This is a genomic window from Pseudomonas sp. GL_139_B, assembly GCF_057834475.1.
The window spans coordinates 2,586,357-2,606,604 of sequence record NZ_CM174403.1 but is presented as its reverse complement, the minus strand read 5'-3'; the positions used below and the strand labels follow the sequence as shown (position 1 = coordinate 2,606,604).

At 58.9% G+C, this 20,248-nt stretch carries 25 protein-coding genes; 13 read left to right on the top strand and 12 right to left on the bottom strand.

The annotated features are described in order from the left end of the window. Nucleotide 1 precedes the first annotated feature (1 nt). On the top strand, nucleotides 2–1,609 hold the full coding sequence (locus AC3ISI_RS12100; protein ID WP_489337167.1) for an ABC transporter ATP-binding protein: 1,608 nt from the start codon (nucleotides 2–4) through the stop codon (nucleotides 1,607–1,609). Nucleotides 1,610–1,633: 24 nt separating this feature from the next. Beyond that, the gene (fabI, locus tag AC3ISI_RS12095) at nucleotides 1,634–2,428 is read left to right on the top strand and encodes an enoyl-ACP reductase FabI (RefSeq protein ID WP_452626208.1); all 795 of its coding nucleotides are present in this window, start codon (nucleotides 1,634–1,636) and stop codon (nucleotides 2,426–2,428) included. A 100-nt stretch (nucleotides 2,429–2,528) separates the two neighbouring features. Here the strand turns inward: fabI and AC3ISI_RS12090 are convergent, their stop codons facing one another. Beyond that, nucleotides 2,529–3,383, bottom strand: coding sequence for a LysR family transcriptional regulator (locus AC3ISI_RS12090; protein ID WP_489337166.1), 855 nt, complete (start codon nucleotides 3,381–3,383; stop codon nucleotides 2,529–2,531). 114 nt (nucleotides 3,384–3,497) lie between these two features. Between AC3ISI_RS12090 and AC3ISI_RS12085 the strand changes: the two genes are divergently transcribed. Further along, complete coding sequence (locus AC3ISI_RS12085; protein WP_489337165.1) at nucleotides 3,498–3,923, top strand: VOC family protein; 426 nt, start codon at nucleotides 3,498–3,500, stop codon at nucleotides 3,921–3,923. On the opposite strand, the gene AC3ISI_RS12080 is transcribed toward AC3ISI_RS12085, so the two are convergent. The 6 genes from AC3ISI_RS12080 to AC3ISI_RS12055 all read right to left on the bottom strand — a co-directional run bounded on the left by AC3ISI_RS12080 (nucleotide 3,901) and on the right by AC3ISI_RS12055 (nucleotide 9,357). Beyond that, nucleotides 3,901–4,491 carry a GGDEF domain-containing protein gene (locus AC3ISI_RS12080; protein ID WP_489337164.1) on the bottom strand — a complete coding sequence of 197 codons (591 nt, stop codon included), beginning with the start codon at nucleotides 4,489–4,491 and terminating at the stop codon, nucleotides 3,901–3,903. The two genes, AC3ISI_RS12085 and AC3ISI_RS12080, sit on opposite strands and share 23 nt — an antisense overlap. Nucleotides 4,492–4,565: 74 nt before the next feature. Further along, the gene (locus AC3ISI_RS12075) at nucleotides 4,566–5,144 is read right to left on the bottom strand and encodes a hypothetical protein (RefSeq protein ID WP_489337163.1); all 579 of its coding nucleotides are present in this window, start codon (nucleotides 5,142–5,144) and stop codon (nucleotides 4,566–4,568) included. A 1-nt stretch (nucleotide 5,145) separates the two neighbouring features. Beyond that, nucleotides 5,146–7,314 carry a xanthine dehydrogenase family protein molybdopterin-binding subunit gene (locus AC3ISI_RS12070; RefSeq protein WP_489337162.1) on the bottom strand — a complete coding sequence of 723 codons (2,169 nt, stop codon included), beginning with the start codon at nucleotides 7,312–7,314 and terminating at the stop codon, nucleotides 5,146–5,148. Nucleotides 7,315–7,333: 19 nt separating this feature from the next. Next, a complete protein-coding gene (locus AC3ISI_RS12065; RefSeq protein WP_489337161.1) occupies nucleotides 7,334–7,789 on the bottom strand; it encodes a (2Fe-2S)-binding protein in 456 nt (151 codons plus the stop codon). Nucleotides 7,790–7,952: 163 nt separating this feature from the next. Then, nucleotides 7,953–9,107 carry an NnrS family protein gene (locus AC3ISI_RS12060; protein WP_489337160.1) on the bottom strand — a complete coding sequence of 385 codons (1,155 nt, stop codon included), beginning with the start codon at nucleotides 9,105–9,107 and terminating at the stop codon, nucleotides 7,953–7,955. Between the two features lies 1 nt (nucleotide 9,108). Further along, nucleotides 9,109–9,357: a transmembrane sensor/regulator PpyR gene (locus AC3ISI_RS12055; protein WP_489337159.1), complete on the bottom strand. Its 249-nt coding sequence runs from the start codon at nucleotides 9,355–9,357 to the stop codon at nucleotides 9,109–9,111. A 253-nt stretch (nucleotides 9,358–9,610) separates the two neighbouring features. Here AC3ISI_RS12055 and AC3ISI_RS12050 point away from each other — a divergent pair, with 253 nt between their 5' ends. From AC3ISI_RS12050 to AC3ISI_RS12040, 3 genes are all read left to right on the top strand, one after another. After that, entirely contained in the window at nucleotides 9,611–10,114 is a 504-nt protein-coding gene (locus AC3ISI_RS12050; RefSeq protein ID WP_489337158.1) for a VOC family protein, read from the top strand. Nucleotides 10,115–10,149: 35 nt separating this feature from the next. Continuing rightward, nucleotides 10,150–10,983: an AraC family ligand binding domain-containing protein gene (locus tag AC3ISI_RS12045; RefSeq protein WP_489337157.1), complete on the top strand. Its 834-nt coding sequence runs from the start codon at nucleotides 10,150–10,152 to the stop codon at nucleotides 10,981–10,983. Between the two features lie 167 nt (nucleotides 10,984–11,150). Next, nucleotides 11,151–11,582 (top strand): hypothetical protein, encoded by a 432-nt coding sequence (locus tag AC3ISI_RS12040; RefSeq protein WP_489337156.1) that lies wholly within the window; start codon nucleotides 11,151–11,153, stop codon nucleotides 11,580–11,582. On the opposite strand, the gene AC3ISI_RS12035 is transcribed toward AC3ISI_RS12040, so the two are convergent. Next, entirely contained in the window at nucleotides 11,533–12,120 is a 588-nt protein-coding gene (locus AC3ISI_RS12035) for a LysE family translocator (RefSeq protein WP_489337155.1), read from the bottom strand. The genes AC3ISI_RS12040 and AC3ISI_RS12035 overlap by 50 nt on opposite strands. Nucleotides 12,121–12,353: 233 nt before the next feature. Next, nucleotides 12,354–13,685, bottom strand: a complete 1,332-nt coding sequence (locus tag AC3ISI_RS12030; RefSeq protein ID WP_489337154.1) for an aminotransferase-like domain-containing protein — start codon at nucleotides 13,683–13,685, stop codon at nucleotides 12,354–12,356. Nucleotides 13,686–13,772: 87 nt separating this feature from the next. Between AC3ISI_RS12030 and AC3ISI_RS12025 the strand changes: the two genes are divergently transcribed. Beyond that, a complete protein-coding gene (locus AC3ISI_RS12025; RefSeq protein ID WP_489337153.1) occupies nucleotides 13,773–14,669 on the top strand; it encodes a DMT family transporter in 897 nt (298 codons plus the stop codon). A gap of 90 nt (nucleotides 14,670–14,759) precedes the next feature. Further along, a complete protein-coding gene (locus AC3ISI_RS12020) occupies nucleotides 14,760–15,380 on the top strand; it encodes a LysE family translocator (protein WP_489337152.1) in 621 nt (206 codons plus the stop codon). A 143-nt stretch (nucleotides 15,381–15,523) separates the two neighbouring features. On the opposite strand, the gene AC3ISI_RS12015 is transcribed toward AC3ISI_RS12020, so the two are convergent. Then, complete coding sequence (locus tag AC3ISI_RS12015; protein ID WP_489337151.1) at nucleotides 15,524–15,781, bottom strand: DUF3077 domain-containing protein; 258 nt, start codon at nucleotides 15,779–15,781, stop codon at nucleotides 15,524–15,526. A 116-nt stretch (nucleotides 15,782–15,897) separates the two neighbouring features. Continuing rightward, nucleotides 15,898–16,239, bottom strand: a complete 342-nt coding sequence (locus tag AC3ISI_RS12010) for a hypothetical protein (protein WP_489337150.1) — start codon at nucleotides 16,237–16,239, stop codon at nucleotides 15,898–15,900. 258 nt (nucleotides 16,240–16,497) lie between these two features. Here AC3ISI_RS12010 and AC3ISI_RS12005 point away from each other — a divergent pair, with 258 nt between their 5' ends. Continuing rightward, entirely contained in the window at nucleotides 16,498–16,734 is a 237-nt protein-coding gene (locus AC3ISI_RS12005; RefSeq protein WP_489337149.1) for a hypothetical protein, read from the top strand. Between the two features lie 181 nt (nucleotides 16,735–16,915). On the opposite strand, the gene AC3ISI_RS12000 is transcribed toward AC3ISI_RS12005, so the two are convergent. Next, entirely contained in the window at nucleotides 16,916–17,506 is a 591-nt protein-coding gene (locus tag AC3ISI_RS12000) for a TetR/AcrR family transcriptional regulator (RefSeq protein ID WP_489337148.1), read from the bottom strand. Between the two features lie 168 nt (nucleotides 17,507–17,674). Between AC3ISI_RS12000 and AC3ISI_RS11995 the strand changes: the two genes are divergently transcribed. The 4 genes from AC3ISI_RS11995 to AC3ISI_RS11980 all read left to right on the top strand — a co-directional run bounded on the left by AC3ISI_RS11995 (nucleotide 17,675) and on the right by AC3ISI_RS11980 (nucleotide 20,180). Next, nucleotides 17,675–18,388 (top strand): SDR family oxidoreductase, encoded by a 714-nt coding sequence (locus tag AC3ISI_RS11995; RefSeq protein WP_489337147.1) that lies wholly within the window; start codon nucleotides 17,675–17,677, stop codon nucleotides 18,386–18,388. 10 nt (nucleotides 18,389–18,398) lie between these two features. After that, nucleotides 18,399–18,893, top strand: coding sequence for an alpha/beta fold hydrolase (locus tag AC3ISI_RS11990; protein WP_489337146.1), 495 nt, complete (start codon nucleotides 18,399–18,401; stop codon nucleotides 18,891–18,893). Continuing rightward, nucleotides 18,890–19,153, top strand: a complete 264-nt coding sequence (locus AC3ISI_RS11985) for an alpha/beta fold hydrolase (RefSeq protein WP_489337145.1) — start codon at nucleotides 18,890–18,892, stop codon at nucleotides 19,151–19,153. Before AC3ISI_RS11990 ends, AC3ISI_RS11985 begins: the two co-directional genes overlap by 4 nt. 106 nt (nucleotides 19,154–19,259) lie before the next feature. Then, on the top strand, nucleotides 19,260–20,180 hold the full coding sequence (locus AC3ISI_RS11980) for a ketopantoate reductase family protein (RefSeq protein WP_489337144.1): 921 nt from the start codon (nucleotides 19,260–19,262) through the stop codon (nucleotides 20,178–20,180). Nucleotides 20,181–20,248: the final 68 nt, after the last annotated feature.

The window sequence follows — 20,248 nt, the reverse complement described above, 5'->3', positions numbered from 1 at the left end:
GATGAATCAGGAGAATCTGATCGAAGTACGCGACCTGTCCGTCGAGTTTGGCGTTGGCGAGCGCGTGCAGCGCGTGGTCGAAGGTGTGAGTTTTGACATCAAACGTGGCGAAACCCTGGCCCTGGTGGGTGAAAGCGGTTCCGGTAAATCAGTCACTGCCCACTCTATATTGCGACTGTTGCCCTACCCCATCGCGCGGCACCCATCCGGCACCATCGAGTACGCCGGGAAAAACCTGCTGGGCATGGGAGAGAGGTCCATCCGCCACATCCGCGGCAATCGGATTGCGATGATTTTCCAGGAGCCGATGACGTCGCTCAACCCGCTGCACTCCATCGAAAAGCAGATCAACGAGGTGCTGGGCATCCACAAAGGCCTGATCGGCAAAGTGGCAACCAAGCGCACCCTGGAACTGTTGGAGATGGTCGGGATTCCCGAGCCGGAAAAACGTCTGAAAGCCCTGCCCCACGAATTATCCGGCGGCCAGCGTCAACGGGTCATGATCGCCATGGCCTTGGCCAATGAGCCAGAATTGTTGATCGCCGACGAACCGACCACGGCGCTAGACGTGACCGTTCAGCTGAAAATCCTCGAATTGCTCAAGCAATTACAGGTCCGACTGGGCATGTCGCTGTTGTTGATCAGTCACGATTTGAACCTTGTGCGAAGAATTGCGCATCGCGTATGTGTCATGCAGCGCGGTTGCATCGTCGAACAGGCATCGTGCGAAGAGTTGTTCCGCGCGCCGCAGCATCCGTACACTCGGTTACTGTTGGCTGCGGAGCCCAGCGGCACGCCTGCGACCAATGTAATCGGACCGCCATTGCTGCAAGTCGAGGACCTGAAAGTCTGGTTCCCGATCAAGAAAGGCCTGCTGAAAAAGACCGTCGACCACATCAAAGCGGTGGACGGGATCAATTTCAGCCTGCCCCAGGGGCAGACCCTGGGGATTGTGGGTGAAAGCGGTTCGGGCAAGTCGACGCTGGGTCTGGCAATTTTGCGGCTGATCGGCAGCAAAGGCGCGATCCGTTTTGAAGGCAAGCAGCTAGACTGCCTGACGCAGAATGAGGTGCGGCCGCTGCGGCGGGAGATGCAGGTGGTGTTTCAGGACCCGTTTGGTAGCCTGAGCCCGCGGATGAGCGTGAGTCAGATCGTTGGCGAAGGCCTGCGGATCCACAAGATGGGCACCGAAGCGGAACAGGAACAGGCGATTATTGCGGCACTCAAGGAGGTAGGTCTGGACCCGGAAACCCGGAACCGCTACCCCCACGAATTTTCCGGAGGGCAACGGCAAAGAATCGCCATTGCCCGGGCATTAGTGCTAAAACCGGCGTTGATTTTGCTGGACGAGCCGACTTCGGCCCTCGACCGCACCGTACAACGCCAAGTGGTGGAGCTGCTGCGTTCACTGCAAACCAAGTACAACCTGACGTATTTGTTTATCAGCCATGACCTGGCTGTCGTCAAAGCGCTGAGCCACCAGCTGATGGTGGTCAAGCATGGCCAAGTGGTCGAACAGGGAGACGCGCAAAGTATCTTTGCCGCCCCCCAACATCCGTATACACAGCAGTTGCTGGAAGCCGCTTTCCTGGCACCAGCCACTGCGTAATAACCTGAAAGAGAGGAGCAACACATGGGTTTTCTCGCCGGTAAGCGCGTACTGATCGTCGGTGTCGCCAGCAAGCTGTCCATCGCATCCGGCATCGCTGCCGCCATGCATCGCGAGGGCGCTGAGCTTGCCTTCACTTATCAGAACGACAAACTCAAGGGTCGTGTCGAAGAGTTCGCACAGAGCTGGGGTTCGAGCCCTGAACTGTGCTTCCCGTGCGACGTAGCCAGCGATGAAGAAATCGCCAAGGTCTTCGTTGAGCTGGGCAAGAAGTGGGACGGCCTGGATTGCATCGTGCACTCCGTCGGCTTCGCCCCGGGCGACCAACTGGACGGCGACTTCACCGAAGCCACCACTCGTGAAGGTTTCCGCATCGCTCACGACATCAGCGCCTACAGCTTCGTGGCCCTGGCCAAAGCCGGTCGTGAAATGATGAAAGGCCGCAACGGCAGCTTGCTGACCCTGTCGTACCTGGGTGCCGAGCGCACCATGCCAAACTACAACGTAATGGGCATGGCCAAGGCTTCGCTGGAAGCTGGCGTGCGTTACCTGGCCGGCTCCTTGGGCCCGGATGGCACCCGCGTCAACTGCGTATCGGCTGGCCCGATCCGCACCCTCGCCGCTTCCGGCATCAAGAACTTCCGCAAGATGCTGGCCGCCAACGAAGCGCAAACCCCGCTGCGTCGCAACGTCACCATCGACGAAGTCGGCAACGCCGGCGCCTTCCTGTGCTCGGACCTGGCGTCCGGCATCAGCGGCGAAATCATGTACGTAGACGGTGGTTTCAACACCACTGCGATGGGTAGCCTGGAAGAGTAATTTTCAGCTAACCATAAAAAACCCGCCGATTCTGGCGGGTTTTTTATGCCTGCAATTTCAGGGCTGATGCCATCCCTTGTGGGAGCAGGTGTAGTCCAATTTATGTTAGGCACTGGGCGAACAGCTGCTGGATCGGCTGTGTACGCTGGCTATAGCGCTGCAACAGCACAATCTCTCGGTAAAACGTCAGCTCGCCCAGCGGGATGATCCTGACCTTCGCCCCATACTCCAGCCACAAGCCCGCTTCGGGCAGCAGCGACACGCCCAAACCGCATTCAACCATTTTCACAATGGCTTCCAGCTCGTCCAGCTCCAGCGCCACCTGCACGTCAATCTGCTGTTCACGCAAAAACCGCGTCACCAGACGGCCACCGAACGAGTTGCGGTCATAGCGCACGTGTGGATGAGTGGCGAGGATCTGTAACGGATCATCACTTTCAAGCGCAGCAGGCACGATCAGCACGAACGGTTCCCGGCGAATCACCTGCGCCGACAATTCCTTGGGCAGTTCAAACGGCGGCTTGATCAAAATGGCCAGGTCCACCTCACCGGTGTCCACCTGACTCAACAGATTCAGCGACACACCCGGCACCAGTTTCGGCTCCAGCAACGGCGCCTGCTGCCTCAACCGCAACAACGCCTGGGGCAGCAACCCAGTCTGGGCCGTGGCCACCGCGCCAATTTTCAATTCACCTCTGTATTCACTGACGTCATCACTGATCGCCATGCGGCTAAAGGTATCCAGCATCTCTTTGGCCATCGGCAACGCCCGTTGCCCCGCCGCATTGAGAATCGCCTGCCGCCCGGTGCGATCAAACAATCGGATGCCCAGCGCCTGTTCCAGATTGCGCATCTGCGCGCTGACCGCCGACTGCGTGAGGCCAATGTGCATGCCGGCTGCAGCAAAGGTGCCGTAACGCGTGACGGCAATGAACGTTTTCAATTCCCGCAGCATGACGCCCTCCATGGATCGAAATAATTTGAGTTCGACGCAAAAATTATCGTCTTTCAATCAAAAAACACAGCGTTAAACTCAGCATCACACCTACCTCACTCCGAGATCAGCCCTATGCACCTGTCCCCTTTTCACTTGGCAATTCCAGTGTACGACCTGACCGCTGCACGGAATTTTTATGGCGAGGTGTTCGGTCTGGAAGAAGGTCGCTCCAGCAACCACTGGGTCGATTTCAATTTTTTCGGCCATCAACTGGTGATTCACCTGGCGCCGAAAAATGCCTCGCAGGAAGCGGCGCACACCAATGCCGTGGACGGCCATAACGTGCCTGTTCCGCATTTCGGCGTGGTCTTGAGCATGAGTGAGTGGGAGGCACTGGCGCAGCGCCTGACCGCCCTGGGCACGTCGTTCGTGATCGAACCGGGCATTCGCTTTCAGGGGTTGGTAGGCGAGCAAGCGACGATGTTCCTCTTCGACCCTTGCGGCAATGCACTGGAGTTCAAGGCCTTCAAGGACATCAGTCAATTGTTTGCCAAGTGAAGGCGTCCGCCTCGGCCAACAGCCCTTCGATTGAGCCGTGAAGCAGGGGGTCGTATTCGATTTGGCCGAGACTGAAACGCAAGTCGTTGGCACGATGGGCCGCGGCATTGCGCTCGGTGAGTATTTCTTCGAGCCGGGCCTTGATTGCGGGGAATTCGACCGTGCCTGAACCCGTGAGCAACGCGACGAATTTATCGCTGCCCAGTCGACCGATGACATCGTTTTCGCGGAAGGCGATGCGCAGCACGTCAGCAAAGACTTTCAGCGCTTTGTCACTCGCGGCCCGACCATACAGGTAGTGAGTGCGCTTGAAGTCATCAAGGTTGAACAGCAACAACGTGGCCGGTTTCTCCAGCCGCTGACAGGCGTCCAGGCCTTGTTCGGCCAGCGTGGTGAACCCGTGGCGGTTGGGGAGCAAGGTTAACTCGTCCATGCTCGCCATCTGTACGCCCGACAGCTCTTGCTCGGCCTTGCGCGCCAAGTCACGCAGCCATTCGCGTTCTTCTTGCGGGGAACGCAAAGGAACGGCACCAGCACCTGGTTTGACCGGTTTGCCTGGGATTAGCATGGCGCACTCCATTCGCGGGTATGGTCTTTAGAGTCGGTCATACCCGCATTGACTCCGTGTTAATGGACCGCCGGTCAACTGCCCACCAGCGGACAAGGCCCTCCCGCCTGCGCCCACAGCTTGAACTGCGTGACGAAGACGTTGTGAGGCACCGGCACCGGCGCCCTGCCCTCGCCGGGGTTCCAGCCCCACAGCACCAACTTGTCGTCGCTGACATGCTTGATCAGTGCAGCGAAATCACGGTCGCCATTGCTGGCGCGGTCTTTGATCATCGCGCACAACTTGTCGGCTGGCAGACCGATCCAGGCCATTTTGTGCGACGCCGGCGGCAAGCTCCAGTGCGGTGCCCCCGGCGGCGCATGTGGCCCGTAACTGGCAGGCGGATTGGACTCGGCGTGACACGTCGCGCACGGCAACCCGGCCGCACCTTTCCCGTCTATCCCGCGTACCACGTTCATTGCGTGGGGAGTCCCGGCGTCGAATTGCAGCGGCGAATCGCCCGGAATATGACAGTTCTGGCAACGTGGACTTTGAAAGACCTTCTGTACCGTCTCGAAGGCCTTTATTGCTTCCTTGTCGTCCGCAAACAGGTCCTCGGCGTAGCCCACCAGGCCGACCAACAGCACCGCGCCCAACATCAGATGTCGTTTCATCTCACACCCCCGACAATTGCAGCGGCAGCTCGCGCAGGCGCTGCCCGGTCAAGGCGAACACCGCGTTGGCGACCGCCGGCGCAACAGGCGGAACACCGGTCTCGCCGATGCCTCCGGGCTTGTCGCTGCTCGGCAGGATATGCACCTCGACCTGCGGCATTTCGTTCAACCGCAGCACTTGATAATCGTGGAAATTGGACTGCACCACCTGCCCGCCCCTTAAGGTCAACTTGCTGTGCAAAGCGAAGCTGAGGCCGAAGGTGATGCACGACTCCATCTGCGCGGCGATGCTCTGCGGGTTGACCGCAATGCCGCAGTCCACGGCGCACACCACCCGGTGCACGCGGATTTTCAGATTGTCCTGGGACACTTCGGCGACCTGCGCCACATAGCTGCCGAACGACTCGTGTACCGCCACACCCAATGCATGACCGTCAGGCAACGGTGCGCCCCAGTTGGCTTTCTCGACCGCCAGATTGAGCACGCCCAAGTGGCGCGGGTGGTTGTTGAGCAAGGTTCGTCGGTATTCCACCGGATCCTTGCCGGCCGCCTCGGCCATTTCATCGATCAACGACTCCATGACGAACGCCGTGTGAGTGTGGCCGACCGAGCGCAACCACAACACGGCGATGCCGGTTTTCGGTGAGTGCAGCTCCACCTGGTGATTGGCCAGGTCTTCGAGGTAAGGGCTATCGGCGACGCCTTCGACCGAAGTCTTGTCGACGCCATCCTTGACCATGGTCGCCGCAAACGCTGTGCCGTCCATGATCGACTGACCGACCAGCACATGCTTCCAGGCCACCGGCAAACCGTCGGCATCCAGCCCGATGTTCGCCTGATGCAGGAACATCGAACGGTAATAACCGCCGCGAATGTCATCCTCACGGGACCACACGGTTTTCACCGGCGCGCCCGCCGCCTTGGCGACCTGCACCGCTTCAGCGACAAAATCGGAAGTCGGATTGGCCCGACGACCAAAACCGCCGCCCAGGAATTCGGTGTGGATTTCGACTTGTTCGGGTTTGAGCCCGGTGATCTTGCCCGCGATCATTTGATCCAGCGTTTGAAACTGAGTGCCGGTCCAAATCTCGCATTTGTCCTGACTGATTTTCACCGTGCAATTGAGCGGTTCCATTGGCGCATGAGCCAGGTACGGCACGCTGTATTCGACGTCGATCTTCTTCGCCGCCTTGCCCAGTGCGACAGTTGCATCACCCGCCTTGCTGGCCGAAATACCTGGTGTGGCGGCGAGTTTGCGGAAACTCTCCAGCAGCTTCTGGCTGTCCAGGCCAGTGTTCGGCCCAAGATCCCAATCGATTTCCAGCGCATCACGCCCCAGCTTCGCCGCCCAGTAATGATCGGCAATTACCGCGATGCCCGTGGGCACCTGCACCACTTTATGCACGCCCGGCACCGCCAGCGCTGCGGCACCTTCGAAGGATTTGACGCTGCCGCCGAACACCGGCGGCCGGGCAACCATGGCGGTCATCAAACCGTCGAACTGTACGTCCATGCCGAACTTGGCCTGGCCGGTAATTTTCTGCGGCGTGTCCAGGCGCTTGGTGGGTTTGCCGATGATCGTCCAGTCCTTGGCCTCCTTGAGCTTGATCGAGGCAGGATCCGGCACTGGCAACTGGCCGGCGTCATCCGCCAGCTCGCCATAAGTTGCACGCTGGTCGCCCGCGATGACCACGCCTGATTCGGTGCGGATCTGCGAAGGTGCCACATCAAACCGCTTGGCTGCCGCTTCGATCAACATCAGGCGCGCTGCCGCCCCGGCCTGGCGGTAGCGGTCGAACTCCATCCAGGTCGAGGTCGAGCCCCCGGTGATCTGCATGCCGCCAAAACCGGCCATCCCGTACTCAGCGGCCGAGGCCGGTGAGTGTTCGACGCGGATTTTCGACCAGTCAGCGTCCAGTTCTTCGGCGATCAACATGGTCAGGCCGGTCCAGATGCCCTGGCCCATTTCCGAATGGCCGAGCAGCACGGTAACGCTGTTGTCGTTGCCAATCCGCAGGAAGGCATTGGGAGCGAAAATATTGCCTTGATTCTCCGCGCCCAAGGCAAAGCGATGGGCACCGGGAATGACAAATGCGACCACCAGACCGCCGCCCAACAAAGCGCTGCCCTTGAGAAAACCACGGCGCGACAACGGGTTGATGCTGTTCATGGTTTCAGCCCCCTCAACGTCAACCCATCTCGGCGGCACGTTTGACCGCCGCGCGAATCCTTGGGTAGGTGCCGCAGCGGCAGATGTTGCCGGAGAGCGCCTGATCGATGTCGCTGTCGGTGGGTTGGGGAATCTTCGCCAGCAAGGCGGCGGCAGACATGATTTGCCCGGACTGGCAGTAACCGCACTGCACCACATCGAGTTCCGCCCAGGCTTGTTGCACCGGGTGCGAGCCGTCGGTGGACAGGCCTTCGATGGTGACGACTTTCTGTCCGTGGGACACGGCGGTAGCGGGTGTGATGCAGGAACGCAACGGCGCGCCGTCGACGTGTACGGTGCAGGCGCCGCACTGGGCCATTCCACAACCGAATTTGGTGCCAGTGAGGTGCGCAACATCGCGCAGCACCCAGAGCAGCGGCATGTCCGCCGGGACATCGAGTTCCTGATCCTTGCCATTGATGTTGAGGGTCAGCATTGTGATTGTCCTCAGACTCACGGTGTTCTGAAGGGCGTCGCTGTGACAATCAACTGCCTGTGCACGCCTTGGGGTTCTCCCTTCAGCTAAGCGCAAAATGCCGGGCGAGACCGGTTCATCGACCACCGGTCACACAAAGGCCACCTCAATGGGTGGCCGGCCGCTAGACCCTTGGTGTGAACAGGATCGCCGTGTAGCGCGTCAGGAACAGCCCAAACGCCGCGCACCACAGCAGCGCCGAGAGTCCCAGCCCGGCTCCGGAAAACGGCACCAGCAACACCCGGCACACGCCCGCGACAATCAGCAAGGCAAACCCCAGCACCACGGTTTTCGACGGCTGCAACAGGCGCCCGGTGTGGCCGAGGCTGACGCGGGCAATCATCGCCAGGATCAATCCGCCGATGCCGCCTACGGCCAGCGCATGGGTGGCAAGACTTTGTTGTGGCATCAGCCCCGCATGCCACAGCGCCATCGCCAGCGCGGCCATCAGCAGCCAGGCATACGCCAGGTACAGCGACCACAGCAGCGGCACCCGCCAAATGCCTCGATCATGCCAGCGCCACAAACGCAGCAGATGCAAAGCCCCCATCAGCAGAAACAACGCTGCCAACCACAACCTCGGGACGTCGTTGAAACCACTGGCGAAAGACACCGCCGCCAGCAACGAACTCACCAGCAGAATTTTAGTGGGCAGCGGATGGGCTGCAGGCGTGGCAGGACGGTTCAAGCCGCGCTGAATGAAAAAAGGAATGACCCGCCCGCCAATCACTGTCATCAGCGCTGCCACCAACCACAGGGCCGCCAGCACACCGCGGCGCTGCAGAACGTCGTCAGCGGTAGCAATCCCCCACAGCGTCAGCGCCTGGCAGCCGGCCATCAGGACCACCACCCCCAAAATCGGATAGTTCTCACGCTTGCCGGCCGCCACCAGATCCCGCCCCAACACCCAGGCCAACAACGGCAGAAAAGGTGTCTGCAGAGCAATCAACAGGGGCGCAGGAATGGGCAGCGACCACGCCAATCGCGCCAGCAACCACACCAGCACCAGCCCGATCAAAGGCCAGCCGCTCAAGCCGGGACGCCCGGTCCAGTTCGGGACCGCCGTCAACAGAAACCCGGCGATGATGGCCGTGGCAAACCCGAACGGCATCTCGTGCCGATGCCAGCTCAACATGCCGCCCATCGGTTGCGCACCGGGCAAGCGGCCATACAGCCAAAGCGCCCAGATCGCCACAGCGACTGCCGCAAACACGGCGCCGGCGAAAAAGAACGGTCGAAATCCGAGGCTGAACACGGGTGCAGCGGCGAATTTTCGCATCTCAAGCCACCGCATGGCTCAGGCCTTTACCCAACCGATTCTGGGACAACAAGCGCATGACGTAGCCAATCTTGATGAGGGTCGGCCCGATGATGGTCATGGCATGCATCGACACCAACACTACGATCGGCAAATGACCGTCATACAGGTAGGCACCATAGATACCGGCCAACAGCATGGCCAGGCCAGCGCCGAGCACTTTGCTCGACAGGTGCAGAACGGTCAGAGGGTTATCGAAAAAATCGAACATTTTGCCGTACTCCTGAAGCGGGTCAGTTGTACGTTTTGAGTATCAAGTCTCGTGCCAGGTATTTAACCCTTTTCAATCAATATCTTGAGAATCATGGAGTCATATCGACCACACCGTAAGGAGTCTATATGACCTTTTTCCTAGTCATTTTGACTTGTTTTTTTATCAAATTATCGATCTACGGTCCAACTGATTGACCACAGGCTGTCTACGCTGATAGTCCAGCATGAGTAACCCGTAGAGGAGCAACACCATGCAACGCGTGCAAAAACTGACACCCTGCCTCTGGTTCGACACTCAGGCCGAAGAGGCGGCGAAGTATTACTGTTCGATCTTCGATCATTCAAAAATCACCGGCACCACTCATTACGGCAAGGCTGGCCAAGAGGTTCACGGCATGCCTGAAGGCCTGGTGCTGACGGTCAGCTTTGAGCTGGACGGGCAACCTTTTACAGGCCTCAATGGCGGCCCCCATTTCAAGTTCAATGAAGCGGTTTCCTTTCAGGTCAACTGCCAGACACAGGAAGAAATCGATCATTACTGGGGCACGCTGTCCGCCGGTGGCGAGCCGCAGGCCCAGCAGTGTGGCTGGCTCAAGGACAAATACGGGCTGTCATGGCAAATCGTCCCGATCCCGTTCATGGAGATGTTGAAAGACCCGAACACGACCAAGTCCCAGCGCGCCATGCAAGCCATGATGCAGATGAAAAAGCTCGACATCGCAGCCTTGCAACGAGCCTTTGACGGCGAGAGCTAATACACTCCAAGGCTAGCCCGCCAAGGACGCTGACGATGAAGCACGCCGCTGCCAAAAACGCTGACAAGGCCCCGCGCTTCTGGCGTGATGAGGCCCTGCCCTTCATCGAGGCCCGCGCCATCGCCGACGGCCGTGACGTCTGCTACACCCGGCATGCCCACGAGCACTTTTCCATCGGTGCGATCACTGCAGGGTGCAGCACTTACCTCCACGAGCAGTCGGCGTTTCAGGTCAGCACCGGCACCGTGGTGCTGATGAATCCGGACGACGTTCACGCCTGTAATCCGATCCACGACCAGCCATGGTCGTACCTGATGCTGTACGTCGAAACCCTTTGGCTGACCGACTTGCAGCATCAGCTTGGATTCAGCCAGGACTCGGCGTTTCGGCGTTTTTCCACCACGCATACCCGCGATATCCATTTGTTTGCCGGCCTGAAAGGTTTGTACGAAATACTGATCGACCCCCTGCAGGACGTACTGTGCAAACACAGCGCGGCGGTGGAGTTTTTCACTGACGTACAACAGCGGCTCAACCCCGTTGACCCACCGCTGCGCGAGCCCAATTTCAAACTGGAACGGGCTGCCGATTACATCCGCGACAACTGCACGCAACTGCTCAAGCTCGAAGACATTTGCGAAGCCGCTCAGTTGTCACCGTCGTACCTGATCCGCGCCTTCAAACAGCATTACGGCATGACGCCCCATGCGTTTCTGGTCAACAGGCGTATCCAGTTTGCCCGCGATCAACTGCGCAACGGCAAGTTGATCGCGGATGTAGCGCTGGAAGCGGGATTTTCGGATCAGGCACATTTTCAACGGGCGTTTAAACAGCACCTGGCGGCGACACCAGGGCAGTATCGTGGTTAACATTTAAACTTTCGGTCGATCTTGCAAATTAAACATTAGTTACATATACAAACTAACCAACGATTTTTCAAAAGCACAACACACCGACATACAAGCGCAACAGCAATTTCCTGCACAGACACTTATGCTCCCGCCCCCCATCACGACCAGAAGACGGAGCTTCCAACTTGAGCTATTTAAACAACCCCCTCTTTCAATCTAACAACCCACATCAAAAGCAATTGATCACCGAAGCCACTTTCAACTTTATCGGCGATCAAGGTGTGAAAGAATCCATCGGGTGGGAATGGGACCGATTGGCAGCCACCCGGATAGAAGGAGCCGACTTTGACGACCTGCATCGTCCAGGCGCTTTTAGTCTGGCGAGACTTATTCGGCATCCCGATTTTGTCAGGATTCGATCCGAACGATCCATCCCTCAGGCAGTGGCCTTTCATGTTGATGAAAATGCCCGTCTTTATTACGTCTACGAAAATCTCAGCAGCCACCAAAGTGCGGAGACCCAGGTCACCGTTGCCTACTTTTCCGCCCGTGTGGACAGCAGTGCGTTCAGGACAACAGCAGATAAACCGCACTGCCCCCCAGCAATGAGGCCATGACCCGATTGAACAAACGCATCCCGGCGGGGTTGTGCAAATAGCCCTGCAAAAATGTGCCTGCGTACGCCCAGCAAGCCACCGACAGATAACAGATCACCAGATACACCGCCGCAAACTGCCACACCAACCGCGCCTCGCCGTCCGCGACGAAGGCGCCCATCCCCGCCACGCAGGCCAGCCAGGCTTTCGGGTTGAGCCATTGCATGACCGCGCCATACACCATCGATGGCGCCTTTGCCGACGCCTTGGCATCGAGACGGCCATCGTCCGCCGCCAGTTTCCAGGCCATGAACAACAAAAATGCCACGCCCGCCAGTTGCACCATTCGCGTCAGCGCTGGCCACAGCTGCAAGACCTCGTGTAATCCCAGCCCCATCAACACCAGCAATGCAACAAACCCCAGGGTTGCCCCGGCGACATGCCGTTGACTGGCTCGGAAACCAAACTGCGCCCCCGAACTCAACGCCACAATGTTCACCGGCCCCGGCGTTATGGACGCCACCAGCGCAAACGTCGCCATGGAGATAATCAGACTCATCGCACACCTTCTTCAATTCAGGGAAATCAGCGCTCACGGTACTGAGCACCCGGCTCCGCGTATTGAAGAAAACTGCCTAATCATCCTTACTTTGAGGACGCACTGTTACCGAAGCGGAACGTCCTCCGACCGTTCACCTGCTGCGGGTGCAAAAGTCTGTTCCGGTATGGGTGAGGCGGATTTTGCAGGCGATGTCCACAAAAGGCGTCACGATCAGGCTGTAGACCGTCATTTTATGTATGCGCCTCCACCACCCACTTCACTTTCACCAGCGCGTGTCGAAGCGTGTCCAGGTCCACCGAGCCCAGCGCCAACCGCAGGGCGTGCGGAACATGAACAGAAACCGCAAAAGGCTCGGCGGTGGATACCGAGACCTGTTCACGCATCAAGGCCACGGCGATCTGGTCTGCCCGTGCGTCCTCCGACAGAGGTATCCACAGAAAGTACGACGACGGGTGGCGGATAACGTGAAGGCCGCCCAGCACCTCATCGGCCAATTTCTGTCGGGCTTGCGCGTCCTCGCGCTTTTGCGCTTCGAGGCGGGTGACGGTGCCGTCTTCGAGCCAGGCGCAGGCGATGGCCGTCATGACGCCCGGGGTGTTCCAGGTAGTCGCCCTGATCGTGCGCTCCAGTGCGGCCACTCTTTGCGCCGGTGCCGCGATGAAACCCACGCGCAGACCGGTGGCGACGTTCTTGGAAAAGCCGGACACGTAGACGGTCCGTTCCGGGGCCAGTTCAGCGATGGGCGGCGGCGCTTCATCGGCGAGAAACGCGTAGGCCCCATCCTCAATGATGTGCAAGTCATGCTTGCGCGCAATGGCCGCGAGGTGTTCGCGTTGATCGGCGCCCATCACCCAGCCCAACGGGTTATGCAGGGTCGGTATGGTGTAGACGGCGCGCACTGTCCGGCTGCGGCACAGCTTTTCCAGTGCCGCCAGATCTGGCCCCTGCGCTGTGACGGGGATAGCCACGATCTCAAGGTGCAGCGCTTCTGCCAGCACCTTGAAGCCCGAATAGGTCAGTGCATCGGCCGCGATCACGTCACCGGGTCGCAGCAGCGCCATCAACGTCACCGCCAGGCCATGCTGGGCGCCACTGACAATCAACACCTGCTCGGCTTGAACCGTCAGACCACGGCTACGCAAATGGCGGGCGATGGAGGCGCGCTCATGCGCACGCCCGGCATGGGGCTGATAGCGCAAATGAGATTCCAGGTCGCCGGACAACGCGAGTTGGCGCAAGGCATTGCGCAACAGATCGCCTTGGCCCGGCAGCGAGGGATAGTTGAAGTTGAGGTCGACAACCCCCGCCGCGACGTCCGGCTGATCGATGCCATGACTGGGTGGCAACGAGGTCTCGCGGACAAACGTCCCGCGCCCGGTTTCACCACTCACCAGGCCCATGGCTTCCAGCTCGGCATAGACCCGGCTGGCCGTGACCAGCGCCAGGCCTTCGCTGAGGGCCAACTGGCGGTGCGTCGGCAAGCGCGTGCCGGGCAGTAAGCGCCCCGAGTGAATATCGGCGGCAAGGGTGTCCACCAGCGACTTGTAGCGAGAGCGTGGCATCGTGGGATGTATCCATGACAATTTTTTGATTGTTCTCAATCTTCGCTCATAGGATGCGATTCACACAACCCGACACGGAGACGCTCGATGGAACGGACCTCAACGCTGAAAAGCCCAACGCTGGACAAGCACGCAAGCGGGCTGATCAATGGCTTCATCGGCGTGCTGATCTTCAGCGGCTCTCTTCCCGCCACCCGGGTGGCCGTACTCGAATTCGACCCCGTGTTTCTGACGGTCGCCCGCGCCACCATCGCCGGCGTGCTGGCGCTGTGCATGCTGTGGTTGTTCAAGCAACAGCGGCCGGCTCGCAGCCAGTTGCTGCCATTGGTCATCGTGGCACTGGGTGTTGTGATTGGCTTTCCCCTGCTGACGGCGCTGGCGTTGCAATACGTGACGTCGGCGCATTCCATCGTCTTTGTCGGCCTGCTGCCGCTCGCCACTGCCTCCTTCGGCGTGTTGCGCGGTGGCGAGCGACCACGGCCGGCGTTCTGGCTGTTTTCGGTGCTGGGGAGTTTGCTGGTGATTGGCTACGCCGTTTCTCAAGGGCTGAGTGCTTCCCCCGTCGGCGACGTCTTGATGCTGTTGGCGATTCTGGCGTGCGGCCTGGGGTATGCAGAAGGCGCAAAACTCTCAAGAACACTGGGCGGCTGGCAGGTGATCTGCTGGGCTTTGGTGTTGTCGCTACCGCTGATGACTGTGTTGACCTGGTGGCGGATGCCTGTTTCGTTTTCCGGGATCAGCGTGCCGGCCTGGTTGAGCCTGGGGTATGTGTCGCTGTTCAGCATGCTGATCGGCTTTGTGTTTTGGTATCGAGGGCTGGCGCAGGGCGGGATAGCGGCGGTGGGACAGCTTCAGTTATTACAGCCGTTTTTCGGCTTGGCGTTGGCGGCGACGTTGCTGTACGAGCAGGTCAGCAGCGGCATGCTCTGTGTCACCGTGGCCGTAATCTTATGCGTCGCAGGCGCGAGAAAGTTTGCCAGATAAAAGTGTACTGCGGCATGCGTCCATGGCTGTACCGGGCGAACCACACGCAGCCCATGATAAAAATAGAGCTCTGGCTTTCGGAGACTCATTATGGACCTCGCCACCCTCACCCTTTTCCTGCCGGCGTGCTTCGCCCTGAACATGGCGCCCGGCCCGAATAACCTGCTGTCCGTCAGCAACTCGACACGTTACGGCTATCGTACCTCTTGCGTGGCCGGGATCGGTCGGTTGCTGGCATTCGCCGGCATGATCGCCCTCGCCTCCGCCGGATTGGCGGTGGTGCTGCAAACCTCAGAAATGCTGTTCTACGGGATCAAGATTCTCGGCGCGGCCTATCTGTTTTACCTCGCCTGGCAATTGTGGCGCGCCGACCCTGGCGCCGAGCGCGTCGACACCCGCGCACCGGTCGGTGTGCTGGCCTTGGCGCGGCAGGAATTTTTGGTGGCGGCCGGCAATCCCAAAGCCATCCTGATTTTCACCGCATTCCTGCCCCAATTCGTCGACCCGACCCGCGCGGTGACACCGCAATTCGCGTTGCTCGGCGCGCTGTTCCTGATGCTGGAATGGATTGCGATCAGTGCATACGCCTACATGGGGCTGCACATGCGTCGCTGGTTTGCCGAGCCTTCCGGCAAGCGGATTTTCAATCGGTGCTGCGCGGGGTTGTTGTCGGCGGCGGCTTCGGTGTTGTTGATGGCAAAGCGGGCGTAAATCAACCAGTTAGCGAGGAAAGAGGCCTGTGGGACGTCTTCGCTTGCATGCTCAACGGCGACGAGGTTGCTGATGAGCTCACGTAATTCTATTCGAAACTGAAAGCCCCGAAATCTTGGGGCTTTTATACGGCGGGCTAACCGCTATTCTGCGGCTTTCTTATCTGTTCTCGCAGATCTCGGCGTAACCGCCTTCACCACATCGTCAATCAGCGCTTTACCCATTGCCGTCAAATAATGTGCATCCCAAGCATGACGGTCGGTGTCTCTTGCGTAGACTGTGTCTTCTGTGAGCGCCTTAGCCAAGAACAAGAAGTCGGACGCTTGTGACAATGCAGCTGTTACGGGCACGCCAGCGCTGACGTGGAAAATCGGAGCCCCAGTCGCACGAGTTCGCCCCAAAGTTGCCCGGGTCTTCCAGCAGAAAAAAGCCCCACAACCGAATGCGGTGCGGGGCTAAAAATTGGTTGGTTGCGGCCAACCAAAGGAGCTCAATGAAAAGCGCTTACGAGCCGGAGTCAGATGCATTCCTGCGCGGCGCGTTCAAACGTCGAAGGCAGGAAGTTCGAGGCCAGCAAATGGCGCTCGTAGATGTACACCTTGCCACCCTTCCCGGCCTTGTAGGCTTCCAGTACGTTGTCCGCCGAGACTTTGCTAGGCACCACGATCCGGTAGCTGCGCGAGGTTTGCGAGACAGTCGGGCTCAACGCACTACCCTGCAATTTCGGCACGACGCAGTCGGCGTATTGAGCAGGGGTCTTGCTGGTCTGCAAGGTCAGGGTTGGGGCATTCGGCGCGGAAGCACACCCGGCGAGCAACACAGAGGCAAACGCCATGGCCGGCAAGAATAAAGGGCGCATTAGTCTCATCCTGAAAATAAAAAGTTCGGTTCATCAGAAACGGTGTTGCGTCACCGCCGGGCTGACCAGTGCCGGTCAGGTCGATGTCTTCATCGCGAAATTTTTTTGAGTCGCGTGTTCGATGGACGCGATTTTCCGACTATTGTCGACAAAGCAGAAACTGCGTTTCTTGATGGTCACTATTACGTCTAGCAATAGTTGCGCGCCGTGCAGGCGGATACACACTCAATCACCACCCGATTTGATGAGGATCTCTCCGTGAGAACTTTTGACTTGATCCGCGACGCCGTCTTGCCCGATTTCCGTGACCGGGTGGCCGAATACCTGGTCGAGTACGAAACCGTACTGTTGAGTAAAAACACGCCCGACTCGGAGCTTGCGAGGGCCACCGCCAATCAATTGCGTGGTTATTTGCGCGGGTTGAACACCACGCGAGTGCTGGGCATGGCGGATTGGGAGGAGCTGGATCGGCGCGTGGTGAATACGTGGCTTTAGCCCCCCGACAATGAAAGGCCAGATCTCCCGTACTTCGCGGTAGCATCCGGGGCGCCAACGCGCTTTTCTTGCGAACTGCACGTGGCCAATGAGCATGGGCCTAAAGCCCATGAGCCCCTTCATCGATAGGCTGAACTGGATGTAATACAGTCGGGCACGTTTTTATCGCATGTCTTTCCAATCAGGCCGGTTTGCCGAGCGCGGCGTCGATCATGTGACGCACGCCCCGCAGTGCCTGCGCCGACACCTCCGGTCTGGCCTTCGCCGTGGCACGCGCAACCGAGAGGCCGCCGACCATCGCTGCAACGATGCCCATGGCGGTCGCAAGCGCGTCGACACCTGGGTTGTTAGCCGCAACCCTACGCTCGAATGCCCGCACCAGCACCAGGTAGCCCTCGGTATACGTAGAGCTGGTCGCCACATCCTGACGGCCAATTTCGCTGGCTGACGCGGCCATTGCACAGTGGTTGGCGTAATCGTCGCGCTTGTCGACGGACAGATAGTCGCAGAGAAAGCGTTCCAGGTCTGGCTCGCCATCCACCGTACCCGAATAGAGCTTGGCATTGCTCTGCTCCAGGCTCCACGCCAGCGCCTCGGCCGCCAATGCTTCCTTGGATGGGAAGTGTGCGTACAGCGCGCCATGCGTCAAGCCAGCCGACTTGCTGATCTCAGCAACGCCCACGCCATCGATCCCTTTCTGCCGAAACAGGCGGCTCGCCGTCTCAACCAATGCGGCGCGATTGGCCTCTGCCTTTTCTTTCGAGATTTTCATGACAAGGCTCCTTTGCGTGGATTTTTGCACATTATAGTTGCACCCACAATCATTCAAAACCCCTATATTCAAAAGCATTTCCCTTATTTCCAACTGAGCATTGACTTTAATGATTGTGAGCGCAATCTTGCGGCGGTACGAGCCACTCATTCCTCAGAGCACATAACAATGAAAATCGAGAATTCCGTTGCATTGGTTACCGGCGCCAATCGTGGTCTCGGCCTTGCCTTCGCGAAAGAACTCGTGGCGCGAGGTGCGCGCAAGGTCTACGCCGGAGTGCGCAATCCCGAGGGCGTCAACATTCCAGGCGTGATCGCCATTCGCCTGGACGTCAGCGACCCGGTATCGGTTGCCGCCGCAGTCGCGCAGGCTGGCGACGTGACGCTGCTGATCAACAATGCGGGCATTGCGCGCTTGCTGCCCTCCATGCTTGACCCTGGCCTGGTGGAAGCCGCCCGCGAAATCTTCGAAACCAATTACTACGGCGTCATGCACGTCAGCCTGGCGTTCGCACCTGTACTTAAAGCCAACGGCGGTGGAGCGATCGTCAACGTACTGTCGGATGCGACTTGGGTTGCCGTACCTTTCCTGTCCGCCTATGCGGCATCGAAAGCGGCAGCGTGGAGCTTCACTAACTCACTGCGCATCGAACTCCATGGCCAGGGCACTTGCGTGCAAGGCCTGCATGTAGGCTTCATCGACACCGACCTGACCCATGGTTTTGACGTGCCGAAAGTCCAGCCATCCGAAGTCGTGATCCAGTCACTGGACGGGGTGGAAGCAGGCCTGGAAGAAGTGCTCGCAGACAAAGGCACACGCGCCATAAAAGCCAGCTTGTCTACTGAGCAAGCGGCCTACTTGAAACCCGAAACAGTCGCATAAGGGGCACAACATGCACCTCTTCCAGCGGCTGGCCCTCGGGGCTACATTCTTTGCCATCTCAGTCAGTGGCGCCATCGCGGCGCCGGCTGCCACGCATAACAGCGCACCCAATCAATTCGTCGAAGCTGACGGAGTGCGTTATGCCTATCGCCAGTTCGGGGCACAAACTGGCGTTCCGGTCATCTTGCTCCAGCACTTTCGCGGCAAAATGGATTACTGGGATCCGGCGCTCACCGATGGCCTGGCAAAACAACGATCGGTGTATCTGTTCGACAATACCGGCGTAGGCCTTAGCGGTGGCGAAACACCCGATTCGTTTGAAGCCATGGCTGATGGCGTCGCCGAATTTGCCCGCGCCCGTGGGTTGACGCAGGTGGACGTGCTGGGCTTTTCAATCGGCGGCATGGTGGCTCAGGAAGTTGCCCTGCGCCATCCGCAACTGGTGCGTCGGCTAATCCTGGCGGGAACGTCGCCGCGCGGCGGCGCGATAAGCTCAATTCCATGAAAGTCATCGCCGCTCAAGGCGCAGCGCTCGGCAAGTGGAACGTGCCCGGTGACGGCACTTTTTCGCAACTGAGCAAAATTACCCAGCCCACCCTGGTGGTCAACGGTAGCAAAGATGTGATGGTGCCGACCCAAAACTCCTACACGCTGCAACAGCATATTCTGAACGCCAAGTTACTGATCTATCCAAACTCGGGGCATGGCGCACTGTTCCAATATGCCGACGATTTTGTGATGCAAGCGAATGCTTTCCTGGACTAGACCGGATCCATGGCATTCAGGCCCTGTCGGCGTTGCGCATAGAGGCGCAGAACTGAAGCCATGCTGATTCACACGTTACCCCCCTGCTGTACCGAGGATTCAACCAATGAGAATTTTGATCGTGGGAGCCGGATCAACCGGTGGATTTTTCGGTGCAAAGCTGGCCAAGGCAGGTCGTGATGTCACCTTCCTTGTGCGATCGCAACGACTTAGCCTGCTCGAGCAGCACGGCCTATGCGTCAGAAGCCCCGCCGGTGACATCGACATAAAGCCGCAGCTGATTACGTCGTCGCAAATCAAGGGCGCCTTCGACATCGTTCTGCTTGCAGTCAAAGCCTACGCGCTCGACTCAGCCCTGCAAGACATGGCCGCAGCTGTGGGCCCAAACACCGTCATCCTGCCGTTGCTCAACGGCATGCGGCACATGGACGTGATCACGGAAAAATTCGGTGCTGACCGCTTGCTGGGATGCGTATGCAAAGTCGCGACAAGTCTTGATGAGAGTGGCCGCATCATCCAACAGGGCACGTTCAACGACATCGCCTATGGCGAGTTGGACGGCGGTGATTCAGATCGAATCGCGCTCGTGCACGAGTTCATGCGCAACGCCGGATTTGATGCGGAAACGTCGAAAACGATCTTGAGGGACATGTGGGAGAAATGGACATTGCTCGCGGCGATGGGGAGCATTAATTGCCTGATGAGAGGCAGCATCGGGGATGTCGCATCGGTAAAGGGCGGCCACGAATTTGCGATGCGTACGATCGACGAAGTGGTGTCCATTGTCCGTGCTACGGGTCAAGAACTGAGTGAAGCGTTCCTGACGCAAGCCTATCGTCTTCTCACGCTGCAAGGCTCCCCACAAACGTCGTCGATGTATAGAGATCTGATGGCAGGCCGCGCAATCGAAGCCGATCAGATCATTGGAGACCTTCTGGAGAGGGCGACAGCGAAAGGCGTGGAAGCGCCCCTGTTGGCCTTGGTCTATACAAACTTGCTTGTTTACCAAGCCCAATTACACCACTGAGCGATTCGGCGAAAACAGTGTGTGAAAAGCATCATTCAGGCAGTGCGACCCCCATCGAGGGTCGCCTA

What these genes read in the sequence shown, in the direction of transcription:
- AC3ISI_RS12100 (WP_489337167.1), top strand. Translation starts at nt 2, where the DNA reads ATGAATCAGGAGAATCTGATCGAAGTACGCGACCTGTCCGTCGAGTTT.
- fabI (WP_452626208.1), top strand. Translation starts at nt 1,634, where the DNA reads ATGGGTTTTCTCGCCGGTAAGCGCGTACTGATCGTCGGTGTCGCCAGC.
- AC3ISI_RS12090 (WP_489337166.1), bottom strand. Translation starts at nt 3,383, where the DNA reads ATGCTGCGGGAATTGAAAACGTTCATTGCCGTCACGCGTTACGGCACC.
- AC3ISI_RS12085 (WP_489337165.1), top strand. Translation starts at nt 3,498, where the DNA reads ATGCACCTGTCCCCTTTTCACTTGGCAATTCCAGTGTACGACCTGACC.
- AC3ISI_RS12080 (WP_489337164.1), bottom strand. Translation starts at nt 4,491, where the DNA reads ATGCTAATCCCAGGCAAACCGGTCAAACCAGGTGCTGGTGCCGTTCCT.
- AC3ISI_RS12075 (WP_489337163.1), bottom strand. Translation starts at nt 5,144, where the DNA reads ATGAAACGACATCTGATGTTGGGCGCGGTGCTGTTGGTCGGCCTGGTG.
- AC3ISI_RS12070 (WP_489337162.1), bottom strand. Translation starts at nt 7,314, where the DNA reads ATGAACAGCATCAACCCGTTGTCGCGCCGTGGTTTTCTCAAGGGCAGC.
- AC3ISI_RS12065 (WP_489337161.1), bottom strand. Translation starts at nt 7,789, where the DNA reads ATGCTGACCCTCAACATCAATGGCAAGGATCAGGAACTCGATGTCCCG.
- AC3ISI_RS12060 (WP_489337160.1), bottom strand. Translation starts at nt 9,107, where the DNA reads ATGCGAAAATTCGCCGCTGCACCCGTGTTCAGCCTCGGATTTCGACCG.
- AC3ISI_RS12055 (WP_489337159.1), bottom strand. Translation starts at nt 9,357, where the DNA reads ATGTTCGATTTTTTCGATAACCCTCTGACCGTTCTGCACCTGTCGAGC.
- AC3ISI_RS12050 (WP_489337158.1), top strand. Translation starts at nt 9,611, where the DNA reads ATGCAACGCGTGCAAAAACTGACACCCTGCCTCTGGTTCGACACTCAG.
- AC3ISI_RS12045 (WP_489337157.1), top strand. Translation starts at nt 10,150, where the DNA reads ATGAAGCACGCCGCTGCCAAAAACGCTGACAAGGCCCCGCGCTTCTGG.
- AC3ISI_RS12035 (WP_489337155.1), bottom strand. Translation starts at nt 12,120, where the DNA reads ATGAGTCTGATTATCTCCATGGCGACGTTTGCGCTGGTGGCGTCCATA.
- AC3ISI_RS12030 (WP_489337154.1), bottom strand. Translation starts at nt 13,685, where the DNA reads ATGCCACGCTCTCGCTACAAGTCGCTGGTGGACACCCTTGCCGCCGAT.
- AC3ISI_RS12025 (WP_489337153.1), top strand. Translation starts at nt 13,773, where the DNA reads ATGGAACGGACCTCAACGCTGAAAAGCCCAACGCTGGACAAGCACGCA.
- AC3ISI_RS12020 (WP_489337152.1), top strand. Translation starts at nt 14,760, where the DNA reads ATGGACCTCGCCACCCTCACCCTTTTCCTGCCGGCGTGCTTCGCCCTG.
- AC3ISI_RS12010 (WP_489337150.1), bottom strand. Translation starts at nt 16,239, where the DNA reads ATGCGCCCTTTATTCTTGCCGGCCATGGCGTTTGCCTCTGTGTTGCTC.
- AC3ISI_RS12000 (WP_489337148.1), bottom strand. Translation starts at nt 17,506, where the DNA reads ATGAAAATCTCGAAAGAAAAGGCAGAGGCCAATCGCGCCGCATTGGTT.
- AC3ISI_RS11995 (WP_489337147.1), top strand. Translation starts at nt 17,675, where the DNA reads ATGAAAATCGAGAATTCCGTTGCATTGGTTACCGGCGCCAATCGTGGT.
- AC3ISI_RS11990 (WP_489337146.1), top strand. Translation starts at nt 18,399, where the DNA reads ATGCACCTCTTCCAGCGGCTGGCCCTCGGGGCTACATTCTTTGCCATC.
- AC3ISI_RS11985 (WP_489337145.1), top strand. Translation starts at nt 18,890, where the DNA reads ATGAAAGTCATCGCCGCTCAAGGCGCAGCGCTCGGCAAGTGGAACGTG.
- AC3ISI_RS11980 (WP_489337144.1), top strand. Translation starts at nt 19,260, where the DNA reads ATGAGAATTTTGATCGTGGGAGCCGGATCAACCGGTGGATTTTTCGGT.